This is a genomic window from Sorangium sp. So ce381, from assembly GCF_051473845.1.
Classification (GTDB): Bacteria; Myxococcota_A; Polyangia; order Polyangiales; family Polyangiaceae; genus Sorangium; species Sorangium atrum.
Window position 1 is genome coordinate 3,927,967 of record NZ_CP150336.1, and the last position, 15,723, is coordinate 3,943,689.

Genomic DNA, 15,723 nt, shown 5'->3' on the forward strand with positions numbered 1-15,723 from the left:
CGGCCGGATGGCGCTCCGGCAGGGTGTAGTAAAGGCTCTCGTCGGGCTTGCCGGGCGTGACCAACGATCTCGCGGTGCGGTATGCCGCCATGGATCCGCCCGGCGCCGTGGCGTGGCATCCGTCACATCGCTCGGCGGCCAGCGGAGCGATCCGATCGGCGAACCGCGCCGGCTCCGGCGAGGGGGTCGAGTGGGTCTCGCTGCACGCCGCGAGACCTACGCAGGCCGCGCAGGCGATCAAGCCCCGCTTGAAAGGCATCGAGGTCGGCGCGACCGAGCGCCTGGCCTGCCGCGCAGCGGCCGACGGCTCGGCGGCGATCGGGCTCGGGCGGGTGGTCATCACATGAGCTCCGGGGCTACGCCGCAGACGTGCGTCCACGCCGTCATGCAGCCCGCGGGCCATGCATGAAGCGGTCACGCACGCTCAGCTGATGGCAGCGCGGATCGGATACCCGCGTCCAGCGCACCCGGCGAGTTCGGCAGACCTGCGTGTCGGGCTCCTCCGCTCCTCACTGGACGTGAGGTGGGGGAGATCGCCGCCTTGCCGTCTCGAATTCATGATGGCATCTCTCCCCGCGCAGCGGCGATGAAGGCGGCGCGCATCGAGGAGGTGGTCGCTTGACAAGCTTTCTGGAGCAGCCGAGCCGTTTCCTCTTCTTCACGGGGAAGGGGGGCGTCGGCAAGACAGCGCTTGCGTGCGCGGCTGCGATCCGGCTCGCCGACGCCGGTAAGCGCGTCCTCCTCGTCAGCACCGACCCAGCGTCGAACCTGGACGAGATGCTCGGCGCCGCACTCTCCCATCGCCCTACGCCGATCTCCGGCGTCGACGGGCTCTCCGCGTTCAACATCGATTCCGAGAGCGCGGCCGACGCGTATCGAGAGCGCGTGATCGCGCCGTACCGCGACGTCTGGACCGGGCCCCAGATCGCCGAGCTGCGCGAGCAGCTCGCCGGCGCCTGCACCGTGGAGATCGCGGCGTTCGACGAGTTCGCCGCGCTCCTCGCCGGTGACGAGCAGAGCGCGCCGTTCGATCACATCCTGTTCGACACGGCGCCGACCGGACACACGCTGAGGCTGCTCAGCTTGCCGCGCGCCTGGTCCAGCTTCCTCGGGTCGGCCGCGCACGGCGCCTCGTGTCTGGGCCCGCACTCGGGGTTGAAGATGCAAGCGACGCGGTTCGCCGCCGCGGTCGAGGCGCTGGCTGACGGTGAACGCACGACCATCGTCCTCGTGACGCGGCCTGATCGCGCTGCGCTGCGCGAGGTGGAGCGGACATCGGGCGAGCTCGAGGCGCTGGGCCTCCAGAACCAGCACCTCGTCGTCAACGCTGTGTTCGAGGCGAGAGACCCGGCCGATCCGATCGCCGTCGCGCTCGAGCAGCGGGGGCGAGCGGCGCTCCGCGAGCTGCCCCCGCGGCTGCGGCGACTGCCTATGACGCAGATCCCTCTGCGCGCCTTCAACATGGTCGGTTTGCCGGCTCTCCGCGCGCTTCTGGACGAGCGTGCGTCCGCAGCGCTCACGCGCGCTGTGCCTCCGCTCGTGACGCCATCGCTACCACCCCTTCGGTCGCTCATCGACGAGATCGCGGCGCCTGGCCGCGGGCTGGTGATGGTGATGGGCAAGGGCGGCGTGGGGAAGACGACGATCGCCGCATCGATCGCCGCGGAGCTCGCGTCGCGCGGCCACCAGGTTCATCTCAGCACCACCGATCCCGCTGCTCACGTCGCTGCGACGCTCGATGGCCAGCTCGACGGTTTGAAGGTCAGCCGCATCGATCCGGTCGCCGAGACGAAGGTGTACGTGGAGCGCGTGATGGCGAGCCGCGGGGCCAACCTCGACGAGGCGGGACGAGCCCTGCTGGCCGAGGATCTCCGCTCGCCCTGCTACGAAGAGGTGGCGGTCTTCACGGCCTTTTCCCGGGTCGTCTCCCAGGCGCGCTCGAGCTTCGTCGTCCTCGATACGGCACCTACTGGGCACACGCTCCTCCTCCTCGACGCGACGGGCTCGTATCACCGGCAGACGATGGCCGTCGACGCTGACGCGAAGCACGCGTCGGCGCGGCTCGTCACTCCTCTCATGAGGCTGCGTGATCCGCTGTACACCAAGATCCTGCTGGTGACGCTCGCGGAGACGACGCCCGTCTCGGAAGCGGCGCGGCTGCAGGCTGACCTGCGTCGCGCTCAGATCGAGCCCTTCGCCTGGGTCATCAACAGCAGCCTCGCAGCCGCGGGTGTCACGGACCCTTGCCTCAAGCAGCGCGTCGCGGCCGAGCTCGACCAGATCGAGGCGGTTTGCGAGCGGCACGCCCGAAGGATCGCGATCGTCCCCTGGATGACTGAGCAGCCGGTCGGCCCTGCTCGCCTGCTCGCCTTGGCAGGCGGCCGGGGAGCGGAGGAGCACCCGATCGTGGCGAGCACGTGAGGAAGAGGACCAGAGGTCGCGGTGAGTCGCGGCGCATGGGCGCCAGGGGGCGAGCAGGCCTCCACGCGAGCAGAGCGCCCCGGCGGTGTCAGGCGCGGCGCCTGGCGAGACAATTGCACCATGCACCGAGCGCCGTCGGGGATCCCTGCGACGCCGGATGGGGAGAACGACATGCCGTTTCGAGATCGGGCCGACGCCGGCCGCCAGCTCGCGTCGCGGCTGACCGCCTACGCGGGGCGGGAGGACGTGACCCTCCTGGCGCTGCCGCGGGGCGGGGTGCCGGTGGGCTTCGAGATAGCGAAGCTCCTGCGGGTGCCGCTGGACGTGCTGATCGCGCGCCGGATCGTGGCGCCGGACAATCATCACATGACGATCGGCGCCGTCGCGAGCGGCGGCGTTCGGGTCGTCGATGAAGAGCTCTGCCGAGCGCTGGGCGTCTCCGACAGGACGGTGCAATGGCTCGCCGATGTGGAGGCCCGGGCGGTGGAGCGCCTGGAGCGCGTCTATTACGGCTGCCACAGGGCGCCTGACATCCGGGATCGGACGCTCCTCCTCGTCGACGACGGCGTGGCGACCGGAGCGAGCATGCGCGCCGCCGTGACAGCCGTCGAGCAAGGCGGCCCGGCGGGCATCGTCATCGCGGTCCCCGTCGCATCGTATGCGGCGTACGCGCAGCTCTCGGGGCGGGCACGCGAGTTCGTGTACTGCTATATCCGCGATCCCGTCTATTCGGTCGGGCTCTGGTACGAGGACTACTCGCCGGTGTCCGAGCAGGATGTCTGTCGGCTGCTCCAGGAGGCCCTCAACCGGAGCGCGTCGCGTGCGCCAGAGGCGTTTTGAGGGTGCCCGGAGCCGGCTCGCCCGGGGCTCCTGCGTGGTAGCGCTCGCTCAGCGACGCATAGAGCTCCTCCTCCTGCGCGAAATGGAGCCGCAGCACCGCGTGGAGCCCATAGAGGATCCGCTGGAAATCCTGCACATCCGCGCCCGTGGGCCCGCGCGGGTCGAGCTCTCCGAGCAGCTGCTCGTACAGCCGGATCAGCCGGAAGATCTCCCGGTGCGTCGCGCTCATGGACGCCAGAGGATCCTCGCCGCCGAGCAGCCGGGAGATGACCGGATAGACCTCGGCGTCGTCGGCGCGCTCGTGCGGGAGGAGCCGCTCGCGGAGGAAGCGGTCGAGCGCATCGAGCTCCGCGCGCGCCGCCTCCCCCGCCAGGTGGTCGATGCGCTCGGCGACGACCCGCACCCGATCGAGCATCGGGATGAGCTGGTCGTGCTCGAGCTCCAGCCGGCGGCTCATGGCCTCCCCGAGGGCTGGCCTCCTCGCGCCGCGCCCGCCGCTCTGCGCCCGCAGCGCGCTGAGGATCGCGGCGACGTCGATCGCCTCCTGCAGGAGCGCGCCGGCGGCGGCTGGCAGGAAGCCGAACGCCGCCGCGCCCATCGCGAAGAGCGACAGCCCCATGCCGAGGATCGCGCTTTGCACAGCGATCGCGCGGGCGCGGCGCGCAATGGTCACGGCCTCGGCGAAGCGATCGAGCCTGTCCACCAGCAGCACCACGTCGGCCGCCTCGGCGGACGAGGTGGCCCCGCGCGCGCCCATCGCGACGCCGACGTCGGCGGCGGCGAGCGCTGGAGCGTCGTTGATCCCGTCGCCGATCATCACGGTCAGCCCCTCGGCGCGCGCCTCGCGCACGGCGGCGACCTTCTCCTCCGGCGAGCGCTGGGCGAGCACGCGATCCACGCCGAGCGTCGCGCCGACCGTCTCGGCGACGAGGGGGTGGTCGCCCGTCACCATCACGACGCGGCGAATGCCGACCCGCCGCAGCGCCCGCAAGGTCCGCGGGGCATCGGGGCGGATCGGGTCGTCGAGCGTCAGCGCGCCGATGACGCTGCCGTCCACGGCCACGAACACGGTCATCGCACCGGCGCGGGACGCGCGGCGCCGGAAGGCGCGGGCGTCCTCCGGAAGCGGCGCGCCCTGCGCCGCCCATTCGGCGCTCCCCACGCGGACGGCGCGCCCGTCCACCCGGCCCGTCATTCCGGCGCCGGGCGCCTCCTGAGCGCCCTCCGGGAAGGACAGCCCGAGGCGACGCTCGCGGGCAGCGTGCACAAGGGCCGCGGAGAGCGGGTGCGACGAGATCTGCTCGAGGGACGCCGCCAGGCGGAGCACCTCCGTGTCGTCCTCGATCGACCGGAAGCACGTCACTCCGGTCACGCGCGGGCCGCCGAACGTGAGCGTGCCTGTCTTGTCGAGGAGCAGGATCTCCGCCCGGGCGAGGGCCTCGAGCGCGGCGCCGCCCTTCACCACGATACCGCGCCGCGCCGAGCGCGAGATGCCGCCGACGATCGCGATGGGCACCGCGAGGAGCAGCGGGCAGGGCGTCGCGACGACGAGCACGGCGAGCCCGCGGCCGGCGTCGCCGGTGAGGCCCCACGCCGCGGCCGCCATGGCGAGCGAGAGCGCGGCGAACGCCAGGGCGTGGCGGTCCGCGAGGCGGGCGAGCGGGGCCTTCGAGGCGGACGCCTGCTGCACGAGGCGGACGATGCCGGCGTACGTGCTCTCGTCCGCGCTCGCGACGGCGCGGAGCTCGAAGGCCGCGCCGGCGTTCGTGGTCCCGCTGCCCACGCGGTCGCCGGGGGCCTTTTCCACCGGCCGCGGCTCGCCGGTCAGCGCCGATTCATCGAGGATCGCCTGAGGACCCACGACGACCCCATCGACTGGCACGATCTCGCCCGCCTTGACCAGCAGAAGGTCGCCGGGGGTGACAGCGCCGATCGGGACGGTCGTGATGTCGGCCCCCTCGCGGCGGTGCGCGACGCGGGGGGCGCGTGCGAGGAGGGCGGAGAGCTCGCGCCGGGCGCGCGCGGCCGCGTACCCTTCCAGGGCGCTGCCCGTCGCCATCATCGCGCCGATCAGCGCTCCGGCCAGGTACTCCCGGAGCAAGAGCGCGCCGCCGATGGCGAGGAGCGCGATGACGTCGACGCCGGCCCGCTTCTTCAGCACGTCCGCCAGGATGCGCGCGCCCACGATGGCGAGCGCGATCATCGCGCTGGCCGCCCAGAACATGTCTCCTAGACGCGCGTGTCCTTCGAGGTGCGCCGCGGCTCCGCCCAGCAAGCCGGAGAGCGTCGACACGACGAGCGCACCCCTCCTCAGAGACGGCCGCTCGAGTCGAGGTGTGTCGCGCTGTGACTGTGGACTGATCACGTGATCCGCTGAGCATGCATCGTGCGACAGCCGCTCTGCATGCGACCTGCCGTCGTCGTGCGAGCGCTGGTGATGTGCGCGCTCGCCTTCTCGCTTCTCTGGAGCGACTCCGGGCGAGCTGCGCCGATCGAGCCGCGCGCCGATGTGGAGCTGTTCGCGCGCGAGGGGTGCCCTCGCTGCGACGAGGCCAAGCGCTTCGTGGCCGAGCTCGCGGGCCGTCGACCCGGCCTGCGCACGATCGTCTCGGATGTTGTCGAGGACCGCACGGCGCTCGATCGGCTGAGGGCGATCGCCGAGGGGCAGTCGACCGCTGCCGTGAGCGTCCCCGCGTTCTATGTGCGCGGGGTGCTCGTCGTTGGGTACGCGGGGCGCGACGCGACGGGCCGGCGCATCGAGGCGTTGCTCGACAACGCGCCGCCGCCGCCCACCGCGGCCGGCGAGTCTGCTGCGTCATGCCCTCTCACGCCTCCGACGTCTCCCACGTCGGAGCAGCCACCGTGCCCGGCAGACGGCGCCGGCCCGAGCGCGGGAGTTGTCGATGTGCCCCTCTTCGGGCGGCTGGACGTCCGCGATCTTGGCTTGCCGGCGTTCACCGTCCTGCTGGGGCTCGTGGACGGCTTCAACCCGTGCGCCACGTGGGTGCTCCTCTTTCTCCTCTCCTTCCTCGCCACGCTGCGGAGCCGGGCGAAGATGCTGCTGATTGCCGGCGTATTCGTGCTCGTGAGCGGTCTCGCTTACTTCGCCTTCATGGCTGCCTGGCTGAACTTCTTTCTCCTGGTCGGCGCCTCGCGCGCCGTGCAGATCGCGCTGGGAGCCATCGCCGTGCTTGCCGGTTCGGTCCACGTCAAAGACTTCTTCGCATGGAAGCGAGGGGTGTCGCTCAGCATCCCTGAGTCGGTGAAGCCAGGGATCTACGCGAGGATGCGGGCCGTCGTCAGGGCGGAGAGCCTGCCCGCGGCGCTCGCCGCCGCGTGCCTCCTCGCCGTCATGGTCAACGTCGTCGAGCTCCTCTGCACCGCGGGCCTGCCGGCGCTCTACACCCAGCTCCTCGTCGAGAAGCGCCTCCCCGCGTGGAAGCACTATGCCTATCTCGGGCTCTACAACGTGGCCTATATGGCGGACGACATCGTCATGGTCGGCGTCGCGGTGGTGACGTTGAGCCGCCGCAGGCTGCAGGAAAAGGAGGGACGATGGCTCAAGCTGCTGAGCGGAGCGATCATGGTGCTCCTCGGTCTCCTCCTGCTGTTCAAGCCCGCCTGGCTGGCGACATGATCGCCCCGGAGGGCACAGCGGCCCTGAGACCCGCCACGCGGTAAGCCGGCGACCGTCTCGGGGCGCCTGCGTCCGGCACGCACCACCGCTCAAGCGAGGGCCCTGATACGTCAGGGATCGTTGATCCGGCCAATGAGCGGACGCGCGCTCCGACAGGCGATCGACGACCCCCGGCGGCCGCTGCACGCGGCGTCCGGGCGCGACATCGCGTTCGGTCCGCTGCTACGCTCGCGGGCGGAGGTCGCCGAGCGCGGGCCGGCGACGCGGGAGGAAGGGGAGTCCGTGATGGCCAGGAAGGAACTCGTCGGGCAATTCATCGAGCAGGGGCGAGCCGAGGGGATGGCGCAGGCGATGGCGCAGGCGACGATCGAGCTCTACGAAGAGCGGTTCGGCCTCATGCCGCCGGCGCTGAAGTCCGCCGTGGAGGCCACGCACGACCTGAAGACGCTCCAGACATGGCTGCTCGTCGCCGGCGCCGGGACACGCGAGGTGCTTCACGACAGCGTCTCCGCCAGCTCCTCCGGGCGCTCGTCCTGACCGGCGGCCGACGACCCCTGCGAACGTGGATCCGGCGCGCCGCCGTTCGACGCGCCGGCCCCGCCACGCCGCGAGGTGACGGCGTGGCCCTGCGCGGCTAAGCTCGCGCTCGTGCCGTTTCCCCGGAAGACCACCCGCCTGCGCCGCCTGCCCGCGCTCGCGCTCGCAGCGCTGACGGCGATCGCCGGCGCCGCCTGCGTGAGCAAGCCGACGATGCAGCTCGATCACGCCGAGATCACAGGGATCCGCATCGCCTTCCCGCCGAGCCTCGGCATCCTCATGACCATCGTCGTCAACGTCCACAACCCGAACTCGTACGACGTGGCGGTGCGCGCTGTCCGCGGCCAGGTCGTGCTCGCCGGCCGCTACCCGCTGCCGGTCGACTTCCGGGCCGACGGCGACGGCGTGTGGCTCCCTTCCGACCGCACGACGCAGGTCCGCGTCCCCGTCAGCGTCCCCGTCGATCTCGGCCTCCAGCTGCTCCGGGAGACGCTCACGTCGCCCGTCATCCCGTACCGCTTCAGCGGCAGGGCGGACGTGACAGCGACGCGCACCTTCCGGCTCGAGGCCGACGATTACTCGGTCGACGATCACGGCGTCGTCGCCCGCAACCAGATCGAGACCGCACTCGGCATCCTGCGATAACACCCGCCGCGCCCGGAGCCTGCTGGCTGCACGCCAGCGGTCCAGAAGGCGCCCCCGGGCGGACGGACACACGCTCGGCCTCCGGCGAGGACCATTCACCGAGGTGTCCACCACGCTGGCGCACTACGTGCCGATGTTGCGCAAGTCGCGCCGACCTGGCGCGGCTGCCCTCGACGTAGGCGCCCGCGCTGGCCGGCCGGCCGGCCAGATCGACGCTCGATGCAATAACAGGTCATGACAGCAGCGCGCTCGCGCCGCGAGCGTCTCCCTCGCTCCTGGTGGCGGCTCCCGCCATCAGGTGGAGGCTCCGGCCTCCAGGCGGCGCGGCGAGCCTCGTCGCGCGGCCTCCGCGCGGGACAGCCTGCGACTTCATACGCGCTCTCCTCGGCGATGCCTCGCGCCGCCGAGGAGCATGGAGGGCATCCTGGCCAGCTCGTTCATGGACGGAGCGGCGCGTTGGCCACCGACTTGCTTCGGCTCGCTCCTGAACTCGGTCGCACTTGCGACACGCGCGTCCCGCGCCTTCGGCGCGAGGGGGAGCTTTCATGGTGGATGACTGTTCCAGCGGTTTTCTCGCGCTCGATCCGGAGATGAGGCGCCTGCGCGAGGCCCTCGAGACCGTGGCGCCCACGCCGCTGCCGGTCCTGATCCTCGGCGAGACCGGGACGGGAAAAGAGGTGGTGGCGGAGTGGATCGCCGGCATGTCACGGCACCCGCGCGAGCGCTTCGTGAAGGTCAACTGCGCGAGCCTGTCGGAGTCGCTCGTCGAGAGCGAGCTCTTCGGCCATGAGCGCGGCGCGTTCACCGGGGCGGTGGCGCCGCGCGAAGGGCTGTTCGAGGCCGCCCACGAGGGCACGCTCTTCCTCGACGAGGTGGGGGAGCTGTCCCCGCGCACGCAGGCGAAGCTGCTCCGCACGCTGGAGTACGGCGAGATCGTCCGCGTCGGGAGCACGCGCCCGCGGCGCGTGGACGTCCGGGTGATCGCGGCGACGCACCGCGATCTCGAGCAGATGGTGGGGGAGGGGAGCTTCCGCCAGGACCTCTACTTCCGGCTCAACGCGATCACCCTGCGGATCCCGCCGCTCCGGGCCCGCACCTCCGAGATCCTGCCGCTCGCGGCGCTCTTCGCGGCGCGCCTCTCGCAGCGGCTCGCGCGCCCGGCGCCGCCGCTCGCGAAGGAGGCGACCGCCGCGCTCCTCTCGCACGCCTGGCCGGGGAACGTCCGGGAGCTGCGCCACGTGGTCGAGCGCGCGGTCGTGATGTCGAAGGGCGGGCCGATCGGCGCGGACCACCTGATGCTGGAGCCGCCGCGCGCGCCGGTCGAGGCCGGGATCAAGGGCGATCTGCGCTCCTTCGAGCGGGACCGCATCGTCGCCGCGCTCGAGCAGGCCCGCCAGAACCAGACGCGCGCCGCCGAGCTGCTCGGCGTCTCGCGGCGCACCCTCACCAACAAGCTCAACGCGTACGGCATCGCGCGGCCCCGCAAGAAGGTCGCGCTGGAGGAGTGCTGACGTGGCCTCGCCGTTCTTCCGCACGATGCGGTCGCTCGAGACCGAGCGCGGGCCGAGGACCTGGATCCGCCTCGCCGTGATCCTCGCGGTGCTCGGCGCCTGGGCGGCCTGGATGCACGCGGCGCGCGTCTCGGTTTACGCGACGACCGGGAAGGCGCGCCTGGAGGTCAGCCGGATGGCCCACCGCGTGGCCGCCGTCGAGCCCGGGCGCGTGTCGGTCGTGCAGGTCTCGCTCGGGCGCCACGTCGAGCAAGGGGAGGTGCTCGTCGAGGTGGACGCCTCCGTCGAGGAGAAGCGCCTGGAGGAGGAGCGGACGAGGGCGGCCGCGCTCGCGCCGAAGATCGAGGCGCTGCAGCACCAGATCACGGTCGAGGAGGAGGTGCGCGCGTGGCAGGTGAAGCTGTCCGACGCCTCTGTCGCGCGCGCCAGGATCGACCTGCGCCAGCGCGATCTCTCCGCCGCGCACGGCGAGGAGCTCCGCGCGATCTCCGAGCGCCTGCACGACGAGCGGCTCGCGTCGACGGCCGACCACCTCGAGGCGAAGAGCCGCGCCGCCGACGAGCGGCTCAAGGCGGAGGGGGCGCGCGCCGATCTCCGGCGGCTCTCGGTCGCGGGGCACCACGACGAGCGGCAGACGGCGGCCCGCCTCGCGGAGCTGGCGCGCGCGCTCGGGGATCTGGTGGCCGAGCAGCAGGAGGCCGAGGCGGCCGTGGCCACGGCGCTCGCGCAGATCGAGCGGCGCAAGGTCCGCGCCCCCATCGCGGGCAAGCTCGGGAACATCGCGGCGCTCCAGGTGGGGGACGTGCTCAAGCCGGGCGACCTCGTGGCGACGGTCGTCCCGGGCGACGACCTCCACGCGGTCGCGCTCTTCGCGCCGTCCGACGCCGTGGGGCGCATCGTCCCCGGGCAGAGGGCGCGGATGCGCCTCGACGGGTTCGCGTGGACGCAGTTCGGCATGATCGAGGGGGAGGTCTCCCACGTGGCGAGCGAGCCGTACGACGGCGCGATCCGCGTCGAGCTCCTGGTGCGGCCGGAGAGCGCGGCGTCGATCCCGGTGCAGCACGGGATGCCGGGGACCACCGAGGTCGAGGTGGAGCGCGTCTCTCCGTGGGCGCTCCTCCTGCGCGCCGTGGCGCCGGGAGGCGCGCGATGAAGCGCGCGTTCCTCGTCCCCGAGGTGCTGCAGGCGTCGCTCATGGACTGCGGCCCCGCCGCGCTCAAGGCGGTGCTGCAGGGGTTCGGCGTCGACGTGCACTACGAGTGGCTCCGCGACCGCTGCCAGACGGACGTGGACGGGACCTCCATCGACGCGCTCGCCGCGCTCGGGCAGGAGCTCGGGCTCGCGACCGCCGAGGTGGTGGTCCCCCACGACAGCTTCCTCCTGCCAGAGGCCGACTGCCTGCCCGCGATCGTGGTCAAGCGCGGCGCGGGCGGCGCGCTCCACTTCGTGGTCGTCTGGCGCCGGCTCGGGCCGTTCGTGCAGATCCTCGACCCCGGGAGCGGGCGCCGCTGGGTGCGCGCAGCGCGCTTCATGGAGGACATGCCGCACTTCCCGATCCCGATCTCGATCGAGCGGTGGCGTCGGTGGGCGTCGTCCGCGGACTCGCTCGGCCCGCTCCGCGCGAAGCTGCGCGCGCTGCGAGCGGACGGGGAGGCGCTGATCGCCCGGGCCGACGCGGACCCGGGGTGGAAGCCGTTCGCGGCGCTCGACGCGGCCGTGCGGATGGTGGCGCGCCTCGTCCGCGGCGGCGCGATCGCGCGCGGGGGCGAGGCGGAGCGCGTGCTCCACGGCGTCTTCGAGCGCGCCCTCGCCGGGGAGGCGGGCGCCATCCCGAAGGGGTTCTTCTGGGCCACGGAGGGCAAGGCGCCGGGGAAGCTCCTCGTGCACGGCGCCGTCATCGTCCACGTCGGCCCGCGTCAGCGCGGCGCGGGCGAGGTCAGCGAGGCCGCGCGCGCGCCTGCGCCCCCCGCCGCGGCGCCGCCGCCGAGCTACCGCGGCAGCGCCGCGGCCGAGGCCGCGCGCGGGGTTGCGCCGGGCCGGCCCGCGCCGCGCGCGACCGCGACGGCGGCGCTGCCGGCGTCCGTTCGCCGGGAGCTCGAGCTGCCGACGCCATCCCCCTCGCGCCTGTTCTTCTGGATGCTGCGCGCCGACGCGGGCGGGGCGCTCGCGCTCGTCGGGGTGGCGCTCGCGGCGAGCGCCGCCATCGCGGCGATCGACGTGGTCGTCCTCCGCGGGCTGTTCGACGCGGTGAAGAGCGTCACCGTCGCGTACCAGCGCGCGCTCGGGCTCCTCGCCCTCGTCGCGTTCGCCGTCGGGGGCCTGGCGCTCGAGATCTTCGTGGCCCACGCCGTGTCGCGCCTCGGGCGCGCCCTCGAGGTGCGCTTCCGCGCGGCGTTCCTGGAGAAGCTGCCGCGCCTCGAGGATCGCTACCTGCGCAGCCGGCCGACCTCGGACATGACCGCGCGCGGCCACGCGATGCACCTGATGCGCGAGGCCCCGGCGCTCTTCGCCCGCATCGCGCGCGCGGCGCTGTCGTTCGCCGCGACGCTCCTGGGCGTCGTCTGGCTCTACCCGGGCGGCGCGTGGCTGTCGCTCGTGGCAGCGGCGGTCGCGCTCGCCGCCCCGTACCTCGCGCGGCGGCCGCTCGTGGAGAGCCTCATGCGCCTGCGCACGCACGCGGCGTCGCTCGAGCGGTTCTACCTCGACGCCCTGCTCGGCGTCGTGCCCATCCGCGTCCACGGCGCGGAGCGGGCGGTGCGGCGCGAGCACGAGGCGCTGCTCGTCGAGTGGGCGCGGACCGGCCGGCTCGTGCACGCGCAGTCCACCGCCATGCAGGCCGCCCAGGGGATCGCGAGCACGGCCGTGGCGGTCGCGATCGTCGGCGGTTACGTCGCCTCCGGCGGCCCGGCCGCGGCGCTGCTCCTGCTCGTGTTCTGGTCGCTGCGCCTCCCCGCGGCGGCGCAGGAGCTGGTCGCGGCGCTGCTCGGCTGGAAGAACGTGCGCAACGCCTCCGTGCGCCTCTTCGCGCCGCTCGCGGCGCCGGAGGTGGACCTGCCCCGCGCGCCCGCCGAAGACGCTGTCGACGCAGCGCGCGCCGCGCAGGGCGCCGCGTGCGCCGCGTCGATCGACCTCCGGGGCGTGAGCGTGAAGGCCGGAGGGCACACGCTCCTGTCCGACGTCTCGCTGAGCGTCCCGGCGGGGGCGCACGTCGCGATCGTGGGGGCCTCGGGCGCGGGGAAATCGTCGCTGCTCTCGCTGCTCCTCGGGTGGCTGCGGGCGTCCGGGGGGGAGGTCCTCGTCGACGGGCGCCCCTTCGACGACGCGGCGGTCGAGCGCCTCCGCCGCGCGACCGCGTGGGTGGACCCGGCGATCCAGCTCTGGAACCGCACGCTCCTCGAGAACATCACCTTCGGCCACGCCGGCGACGCCCTCGCGCGCGTGCCCCTGTCCATGAGCCAGGCCGAGCTCACCGGCGTCCTGGAGAGCCTTCCCGACGGCTTGCAGGCGTCGATCGGCGAGGGGGGCGCGCGCCTGTCGGGCGGGCAGGGGCAGCGCGTCCGCCTCGCGCGGGCGCTCATGAAGGGCGATGCGCGCCTCGTGCTCCTCGACGAGCCGTTCCGCGGGCTCGAGCGCGAGCGGCGCCGGGAGCTGCTCGCGCGCGCGCGCGAGCACTGGGGGCGCTCGACGCTCGTCCTCGTCAGCCATGACGTCATGGACACGCTCGGCTTCGATCGCGTGCTGGTCGTCGAGGGGGGCAGGGTCGTCGAGGACGGCGCGCCGCGCGAGCTCATGGACGACCCGCGGAGCCGCTACCGCGCGCTCGCCGAGGCGGACGCGCGGGCGCGCGACGAGGTCTGGTCGAAGGAGCGCTTCAGGAGCGCGACGATGGAGGGCGGCCGGCTCATCCAGGGGGCGGCGTGAAGGCGGGCGAGGGCGCGCAGGCGGCGCTGGCGGGGCTCGCGTGGCAGCCGTCCGCGCTCGGCCACGCGATGAGCGCGCTCACGGCCGCGTGCGGGCTCGCGACCGGCGCGGTCCCGTCGCCCGGCGCGCCGCCGGAGGGCGACCCCACCGCGTGGATCGAGGCATACGCGGGGTGCATGGGCGTCGAGGCGGAGGCGGTTCAGTGCAGCTTCGCCGAGCTCGGGGGCACGCTCGCGTCCCTCGGCCCCTCGATCGTCCGCGTCGAGCAGGGCTACCTCGCGGTGACGTCCGCGGGCCGGCGGGGGCTCTCGGTGCTGACGCCGGCGCTCACGCCGGCGCGGATCCCGCTGGAGACCGTGCGCCGGGCGCTCACCGCCCACCTCGAGGACCGCCCCGCGTCGCACGTCGACAAGTGGCTCGCCGCGGCGCAGGTCCCGCCGCGGCGCGCCGCGCGGGCGCGCGACGAGCTGCTCGCCCAGCTCGTCGCGGATCGCCCCATCGACGGCGTGTGGCTGCTCCGTTCCGATCCGGGGTCGAGCTTCCGGCGCCTGCTCTCGAGGCGCGGGGTGCTCCGCCGGGGAGCGATCTTCCTCGCGGCCGCCGCCTCGCAGATCGCGCTCGGCGTCTTCGCCTGGTGGCTGATCGGCGCGGGCGCGCTCGACGGCGACGTGCAGCCGGGGTGGCTGTTCGCGTGGGTGCTCCTGTCGCTCTCGGCGCTCTTCGTGCAGCTGTTCGCCTCGTTCACGGGGGGCATGCTCACGATCGACGTCGCCGCGCTCCTCAAGCAGCGCCTGCTGTGCGGCGCGCTCCGCATGGATCCTGCCGCGATCCGGGCGCGCGGCTCGGGCGAGCTGCTGGCCATGGTCTCCGAGTCCGAGGCGGTCGAGACGGCCGGGCTCGGCGGCGCGCTCGGGGCGATCGTCGCGCTCGTGCAGCTCGCGAGCGCCGCGGCGGTCCTCGCCGCCGGCGCCGGCGGCGGCCTCCACGTCGCGCTGCTCCTCGGGTGGACGCTCGCCGTGGCGCTTCTCGGGCGCCGCTTCGCCCGGGAGCGGGCGGCGTGGACGGGCGAGCGGTTCGCGATCACGAGCGGCTTCGTCGAGCACGTCGTCGGGCACCGGACGCGCGTCGCCCAGCAGGCCTCGCACCTCCACCACCTGGAGGAGGACGCGGCGCTCGAGCGCTACCACCGCGCCGCGCGGGGGATGGATGGCGTGGGCGATCTCCTCGCGTCGCTCCCGGCGCGCGGCTGGCTCGCGCTCGGGCTGCTCGGCCTGGTCCCGGCGGTCCTGGGCGGGGTGGGCGCGGGCCCGCTCGTCGTCGCGACCGGCGGCATCCTCCAGGCGCAGGCCGCGTTCGCGACGCTGGCGACGAGCCTCGGCGCGCTCCTCTCCGCCGCCGTCTCGTGGCGCTCGATCGCCCGGCTCTTCACGGCGGCCGAGGGCCGCGAGCCCGCCGGGATCCCGCAGGCCGTGCTCGGGCGCCCCGCGACGTCGGGCGTCGTGATCGAGGCGCGGGGCGTCTCGTTCCGCTACGACGGGGAGCGCGGCGAGCCTGTCCTCCGCGGCTGCGACCTGGTGCTCTCGAAGGGCGACCGGCTGCTGCTCGAGGGGCGCTCCGGCGGCGGCAAGTCGACGCTCGCGGCCGTGCTCAGCGGCCTTCACGCGCCGTCGTCGGGGCTCTTGCTGCTGCGCGGCCTCGACCGGCGGACGCTGGGCGGGGCCGCGTGGCGCAGCCGTGTCGCGAGCGCGCCGCAGTTCCACGACAACCACGTGCTCTCCGGGACGCTCGCGTTCAACCTGCTGATGGGCCGCGCGTGGCCCGCGCCGCCCGAGGACCGGCGGGAGGCGGAGGTCGTCTGCCGCAAGCTGGGCCTCGGGCCGCTGCTGGACAGGATGCCCTCGGGGCTCGATCAGGTCGTGGGCGAGACGGGGTGGCAGCTCTCGCACGGAGAGCGGAGCCGGCTGTTCCTGGCGCGCGCGCTGCTCCAGCGCTCGGACGCCGTGATCCTCGACGAGAGCTTTGGCGCGCTGGATCCGCTGACGGCCCGCGAGTGCGTTGGCGCCGTGCTGGAGCGGGCGCCGGCGCTGATCGTCATCGCGCACCCGTGAACGTGAGGGAGCGGAGTACGGCCTCGACATAGGGGTGTCGTCGCCAGCGTGAGTGCTGCCGCGTCGCCCGCGGTGATCGGCGCGGGCCGTTCGCGGATCTCCC

At 73.7% G+C, this 15,723-nt stretch carries 11 protein-coding genes; 10 read left to right on the forward strand and 1 reads right to left on the reverse strand.

Annotated features, from left to right (window positions below; genetic code table 11):
• Nucleotides 1-56: 56 nt before the first annotated feature.
• The 3 genes from WMF29_RS14935 to WMF29_RS14945 all read left to right on the forward strand — a co-directional run bounded on the left by WMF29_RS14935 (nt 57) and on the right by WMF29_RS14945 (nt 3,261).
• Nucleotides 57-347, forward strand: coding sequence for a hypothetical protein (locus tag WMF29_RS14935; RefSeq protein ID WP_437329468.1), 291 nt, complete (start codon nt 57-59; stop codon nt 345-347).
• A gap of 271 nt (nt 348-618) precedes the next feature.
• Nucleotides 619-2,421 (forward strand): arsenical pump-driving ATPase, encoded by a 1,803-nt coding sequence (arsA, locus tag WMF29_RS14940; RefSeq protein ID WP_437329469.1) that lies wholly within the window; start codon nt 619-621, stop codon nt 2,419-2,421.
• A gap of 171 nt (nt 2,422-2,592) precedes the next feature.
• A complete protein-coding gene (locus WMF29_RS14945; RefSeq protein ID WP_437329470.1) occupies nt 2,593-3,261 on the forward strand; it encodes a phosphoribosyltransferase in 669 nt (222 codons plus the stop codon).
• On the opposite strand, the gene WMF29_RS14950 is transcribed toward WMF29_RS14945, so the two are convergent.
• Entirely contained in the window at nt 3,224-5,485 is a 2,262-nt protein-coding gene (locus WMF29_RS14950; RefSeq protein ID WP_437329471.1) for a heavy metal translocating P-type ATPase, read from the reverse strand. The genes WMF29_RS14945 and WMF29_RS14950 overlap by 38 nt on opposite strands.
• Before the next feature lie 162 nt (nt 5,486-5,647).
• Here WMF29_RS14950 and WMF29_RS14955 point away from each other — a divergent pair, with 162 nt between their 5' ends.
• The 7 genes from WMF29_RS14955 (at nt 5,648) to WMF29_RS14985 (ending at nt 15,620) form a co-directional block, all read left to right on the forward strand.
• Entirely contained in the window at nt 5,648-6,898 is a 1,251-nt protein-coding gene (locus WMF29_RS14955; RefSeq protein WP_437329472.1) for an NrdH-redoxin, read from the forward strand.
• A 132-nt stretch (nt 6,899-7,030) separates the two neighbouring features.
• A complete protein-coding gene (locus WMF29_RS14960; protein ID WP_437329473.1) occupies nt 7,031-7,435 on the forward strand; it encodes a hypothetical protein in 405 nt (134 codons plus the stop codon).
• Nucleotides 7,436-7,546: 111 nt separating this feature from the next.
• Nucleotides 7,547-8,080 (forward strand): LEA type 2 family protein, encoded by a 534-nt coding sequence (locus tag WMF29_RS14965; protein WP_437329474.1) that lies wholly within the window; start codon nt 7,547-7,549, stop codon nt 8,078-8,080.
• Between the two features lie 545 nt (nt 8,081-8,625).
• A complete protein-coding gene (locus WMF29_RS14970; protein ID WP_437329475.1) occupies nt 8,626-9,591 on the forward strand; it encodes a sigma-54 interaction domain-containing protein in 966 nt (321 codons plus the stop codon).
• Between the two features lies 1 nt (nt 9,592).
• A complete protein-coding gene (locus WMF29_RS14975) occupies nt 9,593-10,744 on the forward strand; it encodes an HlyD family secretion protein (protein WP_437329476.1) in 1,152 nt (383 codons plus the stop codon).
• Nucleotides 10,741-13,512 carry an ATP-binding cassette domain-containing protein gene (locus WMF29_RS14980; RefSeq protein WP_437329477.1) on the forward strand — a complete coding sequence of 924 codons (2,772 nt, stop codon included), beginning with the start codon at nt 10,741-10,743 and terminating at the stop codon, nt 13,510-13,512. The genes WMF29_RS14975 and WMF29_RS14980 overlap by 4 nt, the downstream gene beginning before the upstream one ends.
• A complete protein-coding gene (locus WMF29_RS14985) occupies nt 13,509-15,620 on the forward strand; it encodes an ATP-binding cassette domain-containing protein (RefSeq protein ID WP_437329478.1) in 2,112 nt (703 codons plus the stop codon). The genes WMF29_RS14980 and WMF29_RS14985 overlap by 4 nt, the downstream gene beginning before the upstream one ends.
• Nucleotides 15,621-15,723 lie beyond the last annotated feature (103 nt).

Coding starts and splice junctions, on each gene's coding strand:
- WMF29_RS14980 (WP_437329477.1), top strand. CDS start 10,741: ATGAAGCGCGCGTTCCTCGTCCCCGAGGTGCTGCAGGCGTCGCTCATG.
- WMF29_RS14960 (WP_437329473.1), top strand. CDS start 7,031: ATGAGCGGACGCGCGCTCCGACAGGCGATCGACGACCCCCGGCGGCCG.
- WMF29_RS14950 (WP_437329471.1), bottom strand. CDS start 5,485: ATGTTCTGGGCGGCCAGCGCGATGATCGCGCTCGCCATCGTGGGCGCG.
- WMF29_RS14970 (WP_437329475.1), top strand. CDS start 8,626: ATGGTGGATGACTGTTCCAGCGGTTTTCTCGCGCTCGATCCGGAGATG.
- WMF29_RS14945 (WP_437329470.1), top strand. CDS start 2,593: ATGCCGTTTCGAGATCGGGCCGACGCCGGCCGCCAGCTCGCGTCGCGG.